Here is a 14,817-nt window from a genome sequence, read left to right on the forward strand (position 1 = left end):
CAGAGCCGAAAGGTAAAGTGATCGCGTGTCCACGACCCCTGTGAGCAGCCGTCGCGTGCTCATCGTGATGCCCGCGCTGAACGAATCCGCGAGCGTCGCTTCGGTCATCCAGCAGGTGAAGAGCGCCCTGCCGGACGGCGATCTGCTGGTCGTCGACGACGGTTCGGTCGACGAGACCGCCAAGCTCGCCCGCGCGGCCGGCGCCGAGGTGGCCCGGCTCGCGGTGAACCTCGGGGTCGGCGGGGCCATGCGCACCGGGTTCCGGTACGCCGCGGCCCGCGGGTACGACGTCGTCGTGCAGGTGGACGCGGACGGCCAGCACGACCCGGACGAGCTCGACGCCCTGCTGCGCGGCCTGGACGACGCCGACATCGTGATCGGCTCCCGCTTCGCGGGCAAGGGTTCCTACAAGGCCAGCGGGCCGCGCAAGTACGCGATGGTCGTGCTTTCGCTCGTGTTCTCGCGGCTGGCGAAGACCAAGCTCACCGACGTCACGTCGGGCTTCAAGGCGATGGGGCCGCGCGCGATCCGGTTGTTCGCCTACTACTACCCGGCCGAGTACCTCGGCGACACGGTGGAATCGCTGGTCATGGCCATCCGCGCCAAGCTGACCATCAAGGAGATTCCGGTCATCATGCGGGAGCGGGTGGGCGGCACGCCCAGCCACTCACCCGTCAAATCGGCGGTCTACCTGGGCCGGGCCGGCCTCGCGCTGTTGCTCGCGCTCGTCCGGCGCCGTCCCGCGGTCGACTCCTCCGACTCGGCATAAGGAGCTTGCGAAGATGGCCGGTTGGCGCATCCTCAGCATCGTCATCGCCTGCCTGGTGCTGTTCGTCGTCATCGAGATGATGCGGCGACGCAAGCTCCGCGAGAAGTACGCGGGTGTCTGGCTGGTCGTCGCCGTCGGCGTCGTGGTGCTGGCCGTGATCCCGTCGGCCGCGCAGTTCCTCGCCCGGCTGACCGGGGTCGAAACCCCGTCGAACTTCGTCTTCCTCCTCGCCGGCGTCGTGCTGGCACTGGTGTCGCTGCACCTGTCCACCGAGGTCGGGCACCTGGAGGAAGAGGTGCGCACGTCGGTCGAGGAGACCGCGCTGCTGCGTTGCGAGCTCGAGGACGCCAAGCGCGAGCTGGCGGACCGGATCGCCGTGCTGGAGGCGCGGACCACCGCGCCGGACGACGTCAAAGGGCTTCCCGAGGTCGAGCGCGTCAGCAAGTGACGCGCTGATCGAAGCCCTGCTCGCCGCGCCCGCCCGGTTGGGGGCGGTGCGCCTGCTGGCCATCGACGGCCCGTCAGGCGCGGGGAAGTCCACTCTGGCCGCCCGGATTGTGGCGGAACTGCGTGCTCGCGGGTGCCGGACCGAGCTGGTGAGCACCGATGCCTTCGCGACTTGGGACGACCCGGTTTCGTGGTGGCCGCGGCTGGCCGGCGGTGTCCTGCGGCCCCTCGCGAACGGCGTCGAAGGCGCTTACCGGCGGATGGACTGGGCGGGCGGGGCACCCCGGCCGGGTGACCTCGTCCGGGTGCCCGTGCCGGAAGTCCTGGTGCTGGAGGGCGTCTCGTGCGGCCGCACTTCGGTAAGATCCCTGCTTTCGCACCTCTGCTGGCTCTCCGGCGGGCCGGCGGCCTCGCGGCTGGCTCGGACCGTGGCGCGCGACGGCGTGGCCGCACGCGCCGAACTGGGCCGCTGGCAACGGTTCGAGTGCGGCTGGTTCGCCGTCGACGGCACCGCCGCGGCCGCCGACACCCGACTTTCGTAGGGAACCGAACTGTCACCGTCCGTGAACGAGCCGTTCCGGATCGATCAAGGGAAGCCCTTTCGGTCAACACGACCGGGCTAACGTTGGTACCGCCATCTGAGTTAGGGAACCGGCACTGGGCGGAGTGGTCTGCCACAAATGGTCACAGTCTGTCGTGATTTACGGACACATTGCGGTCAAATCGGCGCCCACGTAGCGCGATCGTAACCTCACGTACTTAAGCCTGGGGCGAGTTCCCGCTAGTGTCGGCGGGCACACCGACCGTCCGTCGAGTTCCTGACCGACCGGACGGTGACTTAAAACCCGAACATCTCCCAAGGGGTGCCAGATGCAGCAGTTGCGGCTGACCCGAACACGCCGCGTGGCCCTGATCGGGCTCACCGGCGCGCTCGCGGTTTCGCTGTCCGCTTGTGCGGATTCGAAGCGTGAAGAGGGCGCCGGAGGTGGTACCGGAGGCACGATGATCTTCGGCGCCGCCGGAAACCCGAAGATGTTCGACCCCGCGTTCAACGACGAGGGCGAGACATTCCGGATCACGCGGCAGATCTACGACACGCTGATCCAGAACAAGCCGGGCACCGCCGATCTCGAGCCTTCTCTCGCCGAGAAGTGGGAGTCGAGCAACGAGGGCAAGACCTGGACGTTCTCGCTGAAGTCCGGCGTGAAGTTCTCCGACGGCACCCCGATGGACGCCGCGGCGGTCTGCTTCAACTTCGACCGCTGGTACAACATGAAGGGCGCCGCCGCCCAGAGCCAGATGATCTACTACGGCGACGTCTTCGAGGGCTTCGCCAAGAACGAGGGCGACGCGAGCGGCGACCCCGTCTACAAGAGCTGCGAGGCGAAGGACCCGACGACCGCGGTCCTGAACCTGAACAAGGCCAAGGGCGCGTTCCCGTCGGCGTTCACGCTGCCGTCGTTCTCCATCGAGAGCCCGACCGCGCTCAAGGCGCACAACGCGGACCAGGTCACCCAGAGCGGCGACTCGTTCACCTACAGCGAGTACGCGAACAAGTTCCCGGTCGGCACCGGCCCGTTCAAGTTCGAGAGCTGGGACCAGGCCAAGGGTGAGATCACCCTGGTGCGCAACGACACCAGCCCGTCGCCCGCGAAGCTCGACAAGCTGATCTTCAAGGTGATCCCGGACGAGAACGCCCGCAAGCAGGCGCTCAAGGCCGGCGACATCAACGGCTACGACTACCCGAGCCCGGCGGACTACGGCCTGCTGCGCAACGACGGCGAGCAGGTCCTCATCCGCCCGTCGTTCAACGTGCTGTACCTGGGCATCAACCAGGCCAACAACCCGAAGCTCAAGGACGTCAAGGTCCGCCAGGCGCTGGCCTACGGCGTCAACCGCGAGCAGTTCGTGAAGTCGAAGCTGGCCGAGGGTTCCGAGGTCGCGACCGAGTTCGTCCCGAAGGTCATCTCGGGCTACACCGACGACGTCACGAAGTACCCGTACGACCCGGAGAAGGCCAAGCAGCTGCTGCAGGAGGCCGGCGCGACGGGGATGACGCTCAAGTTCTACTACCCGACCGAGGTCAGCCGTCCGTACATGCCGAACCCGGCGGACACCTTCACCGCGATCTCCGAGGACCTCAAGAAGATCGGCATCAACATCGAGGCCCACGCCGAGCCGTGGAACGGTGGCTACAAGGACGACGTGCAGAAGGCCGGCAAGCAGGACCTCCACCTGCTCGGCTGGACCGGTGACTACAACGACGCCGGCAACTTCGTCGGCACGTTCTTCGGCCGGGAGAAGAAGGAGTTCGGGTTCAACAACCCGGAGCTCTTCTCGGCCCTGAGCGCGGCGGACGCTTCGCCCGCCGGTGACGCCCACGCCAAGGCGTACCAGGAAGTCAACAAGAAGATCATGGACTTCCTGCCGGCGATCCCGATCGCCTACCCGACCCCGGCGATCGTGGTCGGCCCGAAGGTCAAGGGTCTGGTGGCGAGCCCGCTCACCGACGAGCGTTTCAACACCGTGACCGTGAGCTGATTCTGGATTTCAGCCAAAGGCAGGGGGTGGGTGCTACCGCACCCACCCCCTGCGCCTGATTCCCGGGCCGGCACCAAAGGACTGCAAGTGCTTCGTTTCCTCGTGCGTCGGTTGCTACAAGCGATCCCGACGCTCTTCATCCTGTCCATCCTGGTCTTCTCCTGGCTCCGGTCCCTGCCCGGTGGCCCCGCCGCCGCCCTGCTGGGCGACAAGGCGACGCCGGAGAAGATCGCCAACCTCAACCACGTGCTCGGCCTCGACCAGCCGATCTTCGTGCAGTACTTCGGGTTCCTCGGCCGGGCTCTCACCGGCGACTTCGGCAACTCCCTGGTGTCGACCCAGCCCGTGATGGGCGAGATCGTCACCTTCCTGCCGGCGACCATCGAGCTCGGTCTCTCCGCGATGATCATCGCGGTCATCATCGGCATCCCGGCCGGCTACCTGTCCGCGCGCTACCGCGGCGGAGCGGTCGACAACGTGGTCATCGTGCTGAGCCTGATCGGCGTCGCGGTGCCGGTGTTCTTCCTCGGCTACATGATGCAGGACATCCTGGCCGCACCGCTGGGCCTGCCGTCGCAGGGCAGGCAGGCCGCGGGCCTCGACGCCACGGCGATCACGAACTTCGCCATCCTCGACGGCATCATGACGAGCGAGTGGGACGCCGTCTGGGACGCGATCAAGCACCTCATCCTGCCCGCGTTCGCCCTCGCCACCATCCCGCTCGCCGTGATCACCCGGATCACCCGCGCGTCGGTGCTGGACGTCCTCAACGAGGACTTCATCCGCACGGCCAACTCCAAGGGCCTGACCCAGCAGGTGGTGCGCACCCGGCACGTCCTGCGCAACGGCCTGCTGCCGGTGGTCACGACCATCGGCCTGCAGACCGGCGCGCTGCTCGGCGGCGCCGTGCTGACCGAGCGGGTGTTCAACTTCCGCGGCCTCGGCTTCCTGCTGGCCGAAGGCATCGAACGGCGTGACTACCCCCGGCTGCAGGCACTCCTGCTGTTCGGGGCCGTGGTCTACGTCCTGGTGAACATGCTGGTCGACATCTCGTACGGGATCATCGACCCGAGGGTGCGTGTGCGATGAACACTCTGCTGAACAAGAAGAAGGAACCGATCGACAAGCTCGCCGCGGCGAGTGGCCACAGCCTCGGCGGGGACGCCCTCCGCCGGATGCTGCGCAGCCCGGTCGCGATCACCGGTGGCGTCATCACCGGCGTGTTCCTCATCGTCGCGATCTTCGCGCCCCTGCTGGAGCCGAAGGACCCGGACGTCCACTACCTCGGCGACCAGATCCGGCCGAACTTCATCCCGGGCGCGCAGTCCGGGTTCCCGCTCGGCGTGGACGACTTCGGCCGCGACTTCCTGTCGCGGCTGATCGCCGGCGCCCAGCAGACGCTGATCGTCGGTGTGCTCGCCACGCTCGTCGGCGTGCTGATCGGCGTGATCATCGGTGGCCTGGCGGGCGCTTTCGGCGGCTGGGTCGACACCGTCCTCATGCGACTGGTCGACGTCATGCTGTCGTTCCCGTCGCTGCTGTTGGCCATTTCGATCGCGGCGCTGTTCGCGAAGCCGAGCCAGTGGACGGTCATCCTGGCCGTGTCGATGATCGGCGTGCCGATCTTCGCCCGGCTGCTGCGCGGTTCCATGTTGACGCAGCGGGACGCCGACCACGTGCTGGCGGCGACGTCCTTGGGCGTCAAGCGCGGGACGATCGTGTTCCGGCACATGCTGCCGAACTCGCTCGGCCCGGTCATCGTGCAGGCGACCCTCACGCTGGCCACCTCGATCCTGGAGGCCGCGGCGCTGTCGTTCCTCGGTCTGGGCGACCCGGACCCGTCGCGGGCGGAGTGGGGACTGATGCTGGGCAAGGCCTCGCACCAGTTCCTCGACGTCCGTCCCGAGCTGGCGTACTACCCGGCGATCGCGATCATCATCGTGGCGCTCGGGTTCACGCTGGTCGGCGAGTCCCTCCGTGAAGCCCTCGACCCGAAGAACAGGCGGTGAGAACCCATGGCACTCCTTGAAGTCCGTGACCTGACGGTCAACTTCGTCCGCCGTGGCGAGCGGCCGTTCGCCGCCGTCGACGGGGTCAGTTTCGACGTCGAGCCCGGCCAGACGGTCGGCCTGGTCGGCGAGTCCGGCTGCGGCAAGTCCGTGACGTCGCTGGCGATCATGCGGCTGCTGGCCCGGCGCGGCAACAAGGTCAGCGGTTCGGTGCGCTTCGAAGGCACCGACCTGCTCAAGCTGTCCGACAAGGACATGCGCGACCGCCGCGGGCGCGACCTGGGCATGGTGTTCCAGGACCCGCTGTCCTCGCTGAACCCGGTCATCCCGATCGGGCTGCAGATCACCGAGGTGCTGGAACGCCACCGCGGGATGTCGCGCAAGGCGGCGTCCGTCGAAGCGACCGACCTGCTGGCCAAGGTCGGCATCCCGGACCCGTCACGCCGGCTTTCCGAGTACCCGCACCAGCTTTCCGGCGGGATGCGGCAGCGCGCGCTGATCGCGATCGCGCTGGCGTGCCGGCCGCGGCTGCTCATCGCCGACGAGCCGACCACCGCGCTGGACGTCACCATCCAGGCGCAGATCCTGGCGCTGCTGCGGGAACTGGTGCAGGACACCGGAACCGCGCTGATCATGATCACGCACGACCTCGGCGTGGTCGCCGGGCTGTGCGACGAGGTCAACGTGCTCTACGGCGGCAAGATCGTCGAGCGCGCGCAGCGGCACCAGCTGTTCGCCGAGCCCCGGCACCCGTACACGCACGGCCTGCTGGCCTCGATCCCGCGCCTCGACGCGGGCCGCGGCGAAAAGCTGGTCCCCATCCGGGGTTCGGTGGCCGACAACATCCCGTGGGACGGCGGCTGCGCGTTCGCGCCCCGCTGCCCCAACGCGCTGCCGGTCTGCCGCGAGGTCTCGCCGCAGCTGGTGCCCGACCACGGCGGGCTGCTGCGCTGTCACAACCCCGTGCGGCCGGCGGTCGCGGCGGGAGGAGGAACCCGATGACCCGTCCTGCTGGTGACGTGCTGCTCGAGGTCACCGACCTCAAGGTGCACTTCCCGATCAAGCGCGGCGTCGTGATCGACCGGACGGTCGGGCACGTGTACGCGGTCGACGGCGTCGACCTGGCCATCCGCCGTGGGGAGACCTACGGCCTGGTGGGCGAGTCCGGCTGTGGCAAGTCCACGCTGGGCCGGGCGATCCTGCGGCTCAGCGAGCCGACCGCCGGTTCGGTGGTGTTCGACGGCACCGACGTCGCGAAGCTCAAGGGTGAGGAGCTGCGGAAGGCCCGGCGCCGGATGCAGATGATCTTCCAGGACCCGCTGTCCAGTCTGGACCCGCGCCAGTCGGTCGAGTCCATCCTGCTCGAGGGCATGCGCGCGCACGGCCTCGACAAGGACAAGGACGCCACCCAGCGGCGGCTCCGCCAGCTGCTCTCGGCGGTCGGCCTGCCGGAGACGTCGTTGCGGAAGTACCCGCACGAGTTCTCGGGCGGGCAGCGCCAGCGCATCGGCATCGCGCGGGCGCTGGCCGTGGAGCCGGACCTGATCGTCGCCGACGAGCCGGTGTCCGCACTGGACGTCTCGGTGCAGGCCCAGGTGGTCAACCTGCTGGAAGACCTGCAGGACCAGCTCGGCCTGACGTACGTGGTGATCGCGCACGACCTCGCGGTGGTGCGCCACATCTCCGACCGCATCGGCGTGATGTACCTGGGCGCGCTGGTCGAGGAGACCGACGCGGACTCGCTGTACCGGGAACCGCTGCACCCGTACACACGGGCGCTGCTGTCGGCGATCCCGGTGCCGGACCCGCAGGTGGAGGACACCCGCGAGCAGATCCTGCTCGCCGGTGACCTGCCCTCGCCGGCGAACCCGCCGTCGGGCTGCCGCTTCCACACGCGTTGCCCGTGGAAGCAGGCGAGCCTGTGCGACACCGACCGCCCGCAGCTGCGGGAGATCGGCGGCGGTCACCGGGTCGCGTGCCACTACGCGGAGGACATCCGCGACGGGCGCATCCAGCCGCACGAGGTGGAGCCGGAGCTGATCGAGCTCACCGGGGCGCTGAACCCCGACCTGGGCCCGCCGGACATCGGCACGTCCGCCGAGATCCTCTGAGGTTCTCTTCCGGGTGGCCGGCCGGGATTCGTCCCGGCCGGCCACCTTTTTTCACGGCTTCAGGTCCAGCGCCGCGCGGAAGGTGCCGTCCATGTGGAACGGCGTCGAGTCGTGCACGTGGGTGATCCGCCAGTCGCCGTCCTGCCGCCGGAAGCACACGGTCGAGCGGAACCACAGCTCGAACTTCCCCGGCATCCCCTGCGGCGTCGCCGACAGGTACGTGAGCGCGTGGCAGTACGCGAGGTCCTCGCCGACGGTGATCTCGAGGTCCCGGGTCGAGTACTCGATCGGGCCGTCGAACGACGCGAACCACGCTTCCCGGGCCGCGACGTCCTCCCCGTGGTGCACCAGCGGCGGGGCCAGCGTGAACGCCACGGCCTCCGGCGCGTACTGCGCGGCCAGCGTCGCGGCGTCACGTGCGGTCATCGCCGCCGCGCGGGCCGTCATGAGTTCGCGAATCCGCTTGTCCGTCATGCCATCCTCCTGAGGTGTGGTGCCGTTCGGAGGGGACGTAGGCGCCGCCACGCGGATTTCGACACCGACCGGGAGGCGTTCGTGAAATACGTGGTCCTGATCTACGGCAACCCCGGGTCCCGCGCGGCCTGGGAGGGCATGAGCGACGAGCAGCAGGCGGCCGGGCTCGCCTACTACCAGCAGCTCAGCGACGACCTCGACGCGTCCGGCGAGCGCGTCGTCTCGGAGCGGCTCGCCTTCCCGGAGCTCGCCACGCGCGTCAGCGTCGGCGACCACGGCACGACGACGACCGACGGGCCGTTCGCCGAGGCCAAGGAGTTCCTCGCCGGGTTCTTCCTGCTCGACTGCGAGAGCCGCGAACGCGCCGTCGAGATCGCCGCGCGGATCCCCGAAGCCGCGTTCGGGGTGGTCGAAGTGCGGCCGGTGATGGGGCTGCGGTGAACCCCGAGCTGCTGCGTTCGCTCGCACCTCAGGTTCTGGCGGCGCTGGTCCGGCGGTACGGCGACTTCGAGGCGTGCGAGGACGCTGTCCAGGAGGCGCTGCTGGCGGCCTTCTCGCAGTGGCCGTCGTCAGGTCTGCCGGACAACCCGAAGGGGTGGCTGATCACGACGGCGTCCCGGCGGCGCATCGAGCAGTGGCGCAGCGAGACGGCCCGGCAGCGGCGTGAGGAGGCGGTGGCGCTGGCTTCGCCGCCGGAACCGGAGCCGGTCGGCGTCGACGACACGCTGACCTTGCTGCTGTTGTGCTGCCACCCGGGGCTTTCGCGGCCGGCGCAGGTGGCGTTGACGCTGCGTGCGGTCGGCGGCCTGACGACGGCGGAGATCGCGCGCACGTTCCTCGTCCCGGAGGCCACGATCGGCCAGCGGATCAGCCGGGCGAAGAAATCGCTGCGCGGCTCGAGTCTCACGCGTGAGGGCGGTCCGGAGCGGCTGGCGGCGGTGCTGCAGGTGCTGTACCTGATCTACACGGAGGGCCACACGGCCAGCTCGGGCGACGCGCTGAACCGCGTCGAGCTGACGACGGAGGCGATCCGCCTGGTCCGTCAGCTGCGCGCGGAGCTCCCGGACGACGGCGAGGTGGCGGGCCTGCTGGCGTTGATGCTCCTGACCGAGGCCCGGCGCCCGGCCCGCGTCGACCCCACCGGCGCCCTGGTGCCCCTGGCCGACCAGGACCGGACCCGCTGGAACCAGCCGTTCATCGCGGAAGGGACCGCGCTGATCACGGACGCCCTGGCGAAGGCGCCGATCGGGCCGTACCAGCTCCAGGCGGCGATCGCGGCGGTCCACGCCGAGGCCCCGACGGCCGCCGAGACGGACTGGGCGCAGATCCTGACGCTGTACGACCTGCTCCGGGTGGTGGCGCCGGGGCCGATGGTGACGGTGAACCGGGTGGTGGCGTTCGCGCAGGTCAACGGGCCGGAGGCGGGTCTGGCGGAACTGGCGGCGGCGGAGCTGCCGGAGCACCACCGGGTGGATGCGGTGCGGGGGCACTTGCTGGAGCTGGCCGGGGATGTGGCCGGGGCGCGGGAGGCGTACCTGGCGGCGGCTCGGCGGACGTTGAGCCTGCCGGAGCAGGAGTACCTGCGGTTACGGGCCGCGAAGTTGTCCACATGGGGGTGAACCCTGTGGACAACTCCGGCGGCCAGCGAATCCCGCCCGCCTGCGGGAAGATCGGACCCATGCAGGTCACCGTGCTGGGGGCGTCAGGACGAACCGGGATCCACGTGGTCCGCCTGCTCGCCGCCCGGGGTCACACCGTTCGGGCCGGCCTCAGAAGCCGTCAACGAGCCGACGTGCTCAGAGACGAAAACGCGAAACCCGTCGTCGCCGACGTCACGGCCGATCGTGATGACCTCGTCGAAGCCCTCAAGGACTCCGACGTCGTCATCAACACCATCGGCGCCCCCGATCCCGAACCCGAATCGGTGAACCTCGTCGACCGCGACGGGGCCATCGCCGCCATCCGGGCCGCCGAAGTCGCCGGTGTGTCGCGGTTCATCCAGCTCTCCGCCCAGTTCGCCGACTCGCCCGACCAGGGCGACCGGCTCGTGCGGTCGATCCTGCTCGCCAAGCAGATCTCCGACAGCGTCCTGAAGAAGTCCGCGCTGACCTGGACCATCGTCCGGCCCGGGACGCTCACCGACGGGCCCGCCACCGGCCGCGTCAAGATCGCCGGCCACCTCGAACCCGGGCGGATCACCCGGCGGGACGTCGCCGCGGTGATCGTCGGGGTCCTCGGTGAGCCGCTCACCGAAAATCGCGGGTTCGACGTCGTTTCCGGGGACTTCCCGGTGGCCCCCGCCCTTGCCACACTCGAGTGACCCCCACTCAAGTCGTACCCCTGGCAATACCTGAGTAGGCCGTCCCCAGCGCATGGTCCCCGGTACTCTGCGGAAAGCGGATTTCGGCGAACAGCAGGGGGTACGGGCAGTGCACATCGACCAATGGCTGGAGGCGATCCCGCCGCTCTCGGTGTACCTGATCGTCGGCGCGGTGATCATGATCGAGAGCCTCGGCATCCCACTGCCCGGCGAGATCGTGCTGGTCAGCGCGGCATTGCTGGCTTCGCAGCACAGCAACCTGAGTCCCCTGTGGATCGGCATCCTGGCCAGCGCCGGCGCCATCATCGGCGACAGCATCGGGTACCTGATCGGAAAGACCGGTGGCCAACGGCTGTTCGCCTGGGCGGGCCGGAAATTCCCGAAGCACTTCGGCCCGACGCACCTCGCCAACGCCGAACGGATCTTCGACAAACGCGGCGTGTGGGCCGTCTTCCTCGGCCGTTTCATCGCGTTCCTGCGCATCCTCGCCGGCCCGCTCGCCGGGTCGCTCAAGATGCACTACCCGAAGTTCCTGATCGCGAACGCGGCCGGCGGCATCGTGTGGGCGGGCGGCACCACCGCGCTCGTCTACTACCTCGGCGTGGTCGCCGAAAAGTGGCTCGGCAACTTCTCCAAGTACGGCCTGGTGGCCGCCATCGTCATCGGTGTCGTCGTCTTCCTCGTGATGAAGAAGCGGCTCGGCAAGAAGCACCCGGAAGACGAGAAGCAGGAAGTCAGCGAGCCGACCGCCTAGACCGCGACGAGCTCGGGTTTCGGCGCCGGCCGCAGGGACCCGAGCAGGACGCCGCCGATCACGACCAGCGCCGCGACGATCTCCAGCGTCGTCGGCCGCTCGCCGAGCAGCAGGAACGACGCCGTCAGCCCGACCACCGGCACGAGCAGCGAGAACGGCGAGACCACGCTCGCCGGGTTGCGCCGCATCAGCGTCGTCCACACGCCCGAGCCGACGATCGTGCCGATCAGCACGACGTAGGTCAGCCCGCCCAGTGCGGTCAGCCCGGTCGGCGTCCCGAGCGTCGTCAGCGACCGCCACTGCGCGGCGGGGCCCTCCATGACCAGCGAGAGCGCGAACATCGGCAGCGGCGGCACCACCGACATCCACAGCGTGAAGTGCAGCGGGTTGTCCGGCTCGGCCTTGCGCGAGCTGAGGTTGCCGAGCGCCCAGCTCAGCGCGGCCAGCAGCGTCAGGACCATCGGCAGCAGGGCCGCGTGCCCGGACTGCTGCCACGCGATCGCGGCCATCCCGGCGACGGCCAGCGCGATCCCGGCCAGCTGGTGCGGCGTGACGCGTTCGCGCAGGAAGACGGCGCCGAGCAGCACCGTGAACGGCGCCGATGCCTGCAGCACCAGCGACGCGAGCCCGGTCGGCATCCCGGTGTCCATCGCGATGAACAGGAACGCGAACTGCCCGGTGCCGAACCCGAGGCCGAAGCCGAGCAGGTACCGCACCTTCACCTTCGGCCACGGCACGAACAGGATCGTCGGCACGGCGATCACGGCGAACCGCAGCGCACCCGCGAACACCGGCGGGAACTGGCCGAGCGTGGCGTGGATGGCGAGGAAGTTCAGGCCCCAGAGGACGGCGACGAGCACGGCGAGCAGGCGGTCACGGGTGGGCATACCTCCACTGTGACAACGGCGACCGTGAAGGACCAGCGAGAATATCTGCAGGGACTGTGTAGCCGTGCTTCACATATGAGGTCCTGATACTGCTGAGGCGGAGCCCGCTCGGCAAACAGCGGTAACGAGCCTGGCGCCGATGCCGACTGAGGCGTGAAAGGCCGCCGGACGTCACGATGAAGGAAGTGGCAATGAGTCGTCCCGCCCTGTTTGTCGGGTCATCGTCGGAAGGGTTGCGTGTCGCCGAAGCGGTCCAGGTCGCCCTTGAGTCGAACTGTGAGATCGAGCTCTGGAGTCAAGGAATTTTCGGTTTGACCGAGGGAACGCTGGAATCCCTCGTTGCGGCGGTCGGCCGCTTCGACTTCGCGGTGTTGGTCCTGACTGCTGACGATTTGACGATTTCGAGAGGTACGACACGTACTTCGGCGAGAGATAACGTCCTTTTCGAGCTGGGGCTCTTCATCGGTGCGCTCGGACGGGAGCGCACCTTCATGATCTTTGATCGCTCGAACCCGCCTGTCTTGCCGTCGGACCTGGCTGGTATTGCCGCGGCTACCTTCGAGCCGCACCGTACGGGTAACTTAGTGGCTGCCCTGGGGGCGCCGTGTACGAAGATCCGATCCGTAGTGGAGAAGCTCGGGTTCAGGGAAGACCAAAGAATTCGAGAATTGGAGAGAGCGACCTCGAACGTCGAGGGGGTCGGAGTGACCATGCAGTCACTGGTTCGCTTGCTGGCCAGATCGCGAAAAGTTGAACTCGACATAATCTCCACTCAGTTCGGACCGATGATCGACTCCCATCGCTTGGAACAAATGAAGCGCGATCTTGCGGACCTGGAGAAGACCTTGGATGAAGGGTGAGCCGGCGACAGGTTCGCGACAATCGTGAAGCAGTGATGATCGAAGGATCTGTCACTGTGTAGCCGTGCTTCATCTACGCTGGCGGCATGGACCTGGGTCGTTTGCGCACGCTGCGGGAGTTCGCCGACCGCGGGAGCGTGACGGCCGCCGCGCGGGCGCTGCACTGCACGCCGTCCGCGGTTTCGCAGCAGCTGCGGGCCTTGCAGGGCGAGGTCGGCCTGCCGCTCACCGAGCCGGCCGGGCGGGGGCTGCGGCTTACCGATGCCGGCCGCGCGCTGGTCGCCCGTGCCGATGAGGTACTGGCCGCGCTCGATCGGGCCGAGTCCGAACTGGACACCTACCGCAGCGCGCCGCGGGGCCGCGTGCGGATCGCGATCTTCCAGTCGGCCGGGCTGATGCTGCTGCCCGGCCTGCTGACCCGCGTCGCGGCGTACGAGGGCCTGCACGTCGACGTCCGGGACGTCGACATGACACCGCCGGAGGTGCCGGGCCTGGTCGCCGACTACGACGTCGTCGTCGCGCACCGCGACGAGCACGCGCCGGAGTTCGACCACGACCGCCTCGACGTCGTGCCGCTGCTGCGGGAGCCGCTCGACGTCGCCCTGCCGGTCGGGCACCGGCTGGCGGCCAAGCGGCGGGTGGACCTGGCGGAACTGGCCGACGAACGCTGGATCGGCGTCGACCACGGCTTCCCGGTGGACGACGTGCTGCGCTCGCTGACCGTCCGCACCGGCGTGCGGCCGGTGGTGGTGCAGCGGATCAACGACTTCCGGATCACCGAGCGGCTGGTCGCGGCGGGCCACGGGATCGCGCTGGTCCCGCGCTACACGATCGACACGCGTCGCGGCAGCGGTCTGGTCAGCAGGCCGCTGGCGGGCATCCGCGCGGCCCGGCTGGTGGAGGCGGTCTGCCGCACCGGCGCGCTGCAGCGCCCGGCCGTGGCCCAGGTGATCGAAGAACTGCGCGCGGAGATCGCCCAGCTCACCGCTTGAAGCCGCGCAGGTACGCGAGCGCGATCCCCAGCGCGTCCTCCAGCGCCGTGAGGTCGTGCCGGATGTGGGCCAGCAGCAGTCCACCTTGGACGGACGTCATCGCCGCCTGCGCCAGCCGCGCCGGATCGGCGCCCGGAGCCAGTTCTCCCTTGTCCCGCAACGCGGTCAGCCCACGCGTCAGGTGTGACTCCCACTCCCGGTAGGCGTTGTCGACCAGTGGTGCGAGCTTCGGGTTGTCGCCCACTTCGCCGGCGAGGTTGCCCAGCGGGCACGCGATCGGCTTGCCCGCCCGGCGGTGCACGTCCAGCAGCTGCTCGGTCCACGTCTCGAGGTCGGCCCAGGAAGCCAGCGTGAAGATCGCCGGCTGGTTGGCCAGAATCTGCTCGAGGTACCGGTCGATCACGGCTTCGACCAGCTGTTCCTTGTTCTTGAAGTAGTGGTACATCTGCGATTTCCCGGCCCCGCTCGCGGCGAGCACCTTGTCGACGCTCGTGCCCGCGACGCCGTCGACGTACATCAGGCCCGCCGCCGCGTCCACGATCGCCTCCCGTGTGCGCTTGCCGCGCGAGGTCGAGGCTGCCGCTTGCGTCTCCATGTACTGAATAGTACAGTTCGATCCACTGTACCGATCAGTACAACCGCTAGGGGGATCC

At 68.9% G+C, this 14,817-nt stretch carries 17 protein-coding genes; 14 read left to right on the forward strand and 3 right to left on the reverse strand.

Annotated features, from left to right (window positions below; all coding sequences use genetic code 11):
* Positions 1–67 precede the first annotated feature (67 nt).
* From ACZ7OU_RS08750 to ACZ7OU_RS08785, 8 genes are all read left to right on the forward strand, one after another.
* Complete coding sequence (locus ACZ7OU_RS08750; protein ID WP_470240818.1) at positions 68–769, forward strand: glycosyltransferase family 2 protein; 702 nt, start codon at positions 68–70, stop codon at positions 767–769.
* Between the two features lie 13 nt (positions 770–782).
* Complete coding sequence (locus ACZ7OU_RS08755; protein ID WP_470240589.1) at positions 783–1,217, forward strand: DUF2304 domain-containing protein; 435 nt, start codon at positions 783–785, stop codon at positions 1,215–1,217.
* A 37-nt stretch (positions 1,218–1,254) separates the two neighbouring features.
* Positions 1,255–1,758, forward strand: a complete 504-nt coding sequence (locus ACZ7OU_RS08760) for a uridine kinase family protein (protein WP_470254680.1) — start codon at positions 1,255–1,257, stop codon at positions 1,756–1,758.
* Positions 1,759–2,086: 328 nt separating this feature from the next.
* Positions 2,087–3,757 carry an ABC transporter substrate-binding protein gene (locus tag ACZ7OU_RS08765; protein WP_470254681.1) on the forward strand — a complete coding sequence of 557 codons (1,671 nt, stop codon included), beginning with the start codon at positions 2,087–2,089 and terminating at the stop codon, positions 3,755–3,757.
* Positions 3,758–3,844: 87 nt separating this feature from the next.
* Positions 3,845–4,846, forward strand: a complete 1,002-nt coding sequence (locus ACZ7OU_RS08770; RefSeq protein WP_470240592.1) for an ABC transporter permease — start codon at positions 3,845–3,847, stop codon at positions 4,844–4,846.
* Positions 4,843–5,766 (forward strand): ABC transporter permease, encoded by a 924-nt coding sequence (locus ACZ7OU_RS08775; protein WP_470240593.1) that lies wholly within the window; start codon positions 4,843–4,845, stop codon positions 5,764–5,766. Before ACZ7OU_RS08770 ends, ACZ7OU_RS08775 begins: the two co-directional genes overlap by 4 nt.
* Before the next feature lie 6 nt (positions 5,767–5,772).
* Entirely contained in the window at positions 5,773–6,768 is a 996-nt protein-coding gene (locus ACZ7OU_RS08780) for an ABC transporter ATP-binding protein (protein ID WP_470240594.1), read from the forward strand.
* Positions 6,765–7,877 carry an ABC transporter ATP-binding protein gene (locus ACZ7OU_RS08785; RefSeq protein ID WP_470240595.1) on the forward strand — a complete coding sequence of 371 codons (1,113 nt, stop codon included), beginning with the start codon at positions 6,765–6,767 and terminating at the stop codon, positions 7,875–7,877. Before ACZ7OU_RS08780 ends, ACZ7OU_RS08785 begins: the two co-directional genes overlap by 4 nt.
* A 51-nt stretch (positions 7,878–7,928) precedes the next feature.
* On the opposite strand, the gene ACZ7OU_RS08790 is transcribed toward ACZ7OU_RS08785, so the two are convergent.
* Positions 7,929–8,351, reverse strand: coding sequence for a YybH family protein (locus ACZ7OU_RS08790; protein ID WP_470240596.1), 423 nt, complete (start codon positions 8,349–8,351; stop codon positions 7,929–7,931).
* A gap of 81 nt (positions 8,352–8,432) precedes the next feature.
* Between ACZ7OU_RS08790 and ACZ7OU_RS08795 the strand changes: the two genes are divergently transcribed.
* From ACZ7OU_RS08795 to ACZ7OU_RS08810, 4 genes are all read left to right on the forward strand, one after another.
* Complete coding sequence (locus ACZ7OU_RS08795) at positions 8,433–8,792, forward strand: YciI family protein (RefSeq protein ID WP_470240597.1); 360 nt, start codon at positions 8,433–8,435, stop codon at positions 8,790–8,792.
* The gene (locus ACZ7OU_RS08800; RefSeq protein WP_470254682.1) at positions 8,789–9,970 is read left to right on the forward strand and encodes an RNA polymerase sigma factor; all 1,182 of its coding nucleotides are present in this window, start codon (positions 8,789–8,791) and stop codon (positions 9,968–9,970) included. Before ACZ7OU_RS08795 ends, ACZ7OU_RS08800 begins: the two co-directional genes overlap by 4 nt.
* A gap of 59 nt (positions 9,971–10,029) precedes the next feature.
* Complete coding sequence (locus tag ACZ7OU_RS08805; protein WP_470240819.1) at positions 10,030–10,671, forward strand: SDR family oxidoreductase; 642 nt, start codon at positions 10,030–10,032, stop codon at positions 10,669–10,671.
* Positions 10,672–10,780: 109 nt separating this feature from the next.
* Positions 10,781–11,425, forward strand: a complete 645-nt coding sequence (locus tag ACZ7OU_RS08810) for a DedA family protein (RefSeq protein ID WP_470240599.1) — start codon at positions 10,781–10,783, stop codon at positions 11,423–11,425.
* Here ACZ7OU_RS08810 and ACZ7OU_RS08815 read toward each other — a convergent pair.
* Complete coding sequence (locus ACZ7OU_RS08815; protein ID WP_470240600.1) at positions 11,422–12,312, reverse strand: EamA family transporter; 891 nt, start codon at positions 12,310–12,312, stop codon at positions 11,422–11,424. The two genes, ACZ7OU_RS08810 and ACZ7OU_RS08815, sit on opposite strands and share 4 nt — an antisense overlap.
* 176 nt (positions 12,313–12,488) lie before the next feature.
* Between ACZ7OU_RS08815 and ACZ7OU_RS08820 the strand changes: the two genes are divergently transcribed.
* Entirely contained in the window at positions 12,489–13,172 is a 684-nt protein-coding gene (locus ACZ7OU_RS08820; RefSeq protein ID WP_470254683.1) for a TIR domain-containing protein, read from the forward strand.
* 86 nt (positions 13,173–13,258) lie between these two features.
* Positions 13,259–14,164, forward strand: coding sequence for a LysR family transcriptional regulator (locus ACZ7OU_RS08825; RefSeq protein WP_470240601.1), 906 nt, complete (start codon positions 13,259–13,261; stop codon positions 14,162–14,164).
* Here ACZ7OU_RS08825 and ACZ7OU_RS08830 read toward each other — a convergent pair.
* The gene (locus ACZ7OU_RS08830) at positions 14,154–14,759 is read right to left on the reverse strand and encodes a TetR/AcrR family transcriptional regulator (protein WP_470254684.1); all 606 of its coding nucleotides are present in this window, start codon (positions 14,757–14,759) and stop codon (positions 14,154–14,156) included. The genes ACZ7OU_RS08825 and ACZ7OU_RS08830 overlap by 11 nt on opposite strands.
* Positions 14,760–14,817: the final 58 nt, after the last annotated feature.

This window comes from Amycolatopsis sp. NPDC114505 (assembly GCF_055633615.1).

Coding starts and splice junctions, on each gene's coding strand:
- ACZ7OU_RS08750 (WP_470240818.1), top strand. CDS start 68: ATGCCCGCGCTGAACGAATCCGCGAGCGTCGCTTCGGTCATCCAGCAG.
- ACZ7OU_RS08755 (WP_470240589.1), top strand. CDS start 783: ATGGCCGGTTGGCGCATCCTCAGCATCGTCATCGCCTGCCTGGTGCTG.
- ACZ7OU_RS08765 (WP_470254681.1), top strand. CDS start 2,087: ATGCAGCAGTTGCGGCTGACCCGAACACGCCGCGTGGCCCTGATCGGG.
- ACZ7OU_RS08775 (WP_470240593.1), top strand. CDS start 4,843: ATGAACACTCTGCTGAACAAGAAGAAGGAACCGATCGACAAGCTCGCC.
- ACZ7OU_RS08780 (WP_470240594.1), top strand. CDS start 5,773: ATGGCACTCCTTGAAGTCCGTGACCTGACGGTCAACTTCGTCCGCCGT.
- ACZ7OU_RS08785 (WP_470240595.1), top strand. CDS start 6,765: ATGACCCGTCCTGCTGGTGACGTGCTGCTCGAGGTCACCGACCTCAAG.
- ACZ7OU_RS08790 (WP_470240596.1), bottom strand. CDS start 8,351: ATGACGGACAAGCGGATTCGCGAACTCATGACGGCCCGCGCGGCGGCG.
- ACZ7OU_RS08805 (WP_470240819.1), top strand. CDS start 10,030: ATGCAGGTCACCGTGCTGGGGGCGTCAGGACGAACCGGGATCCACGTG.
- ACZ7OU_RS08815 (WP_470240600.1), bottom strand. CDS start 12,312: ATGCCCACCCGTGACCGCCTGCTCGCCGTGCTCGTCGCCGTCCTCTGG.
- ACZ7OU_RS08820 (WP_470254683.1), top strand. CDS start 12,489: ATGAAGGAAGTGGCAATGAGTCGTCCCGCCCTGTTTGTCGGGTCATCG.
- ACZ7OU_RS08825 (WP_470240601.1), top strand. CDS start 13,259: ATGGACCTGGGTCGTTTGCGCACGCTGCGGGAGTTCGCCGACCGCGGG.
- ACZ7OU_RS08830 (WP_470254684.1), bottom strand. CDS start 14,759: ATGGAGACGCAAGCGGCAGCCTCGACCTCGCGCGGCAAGCGCACACGG.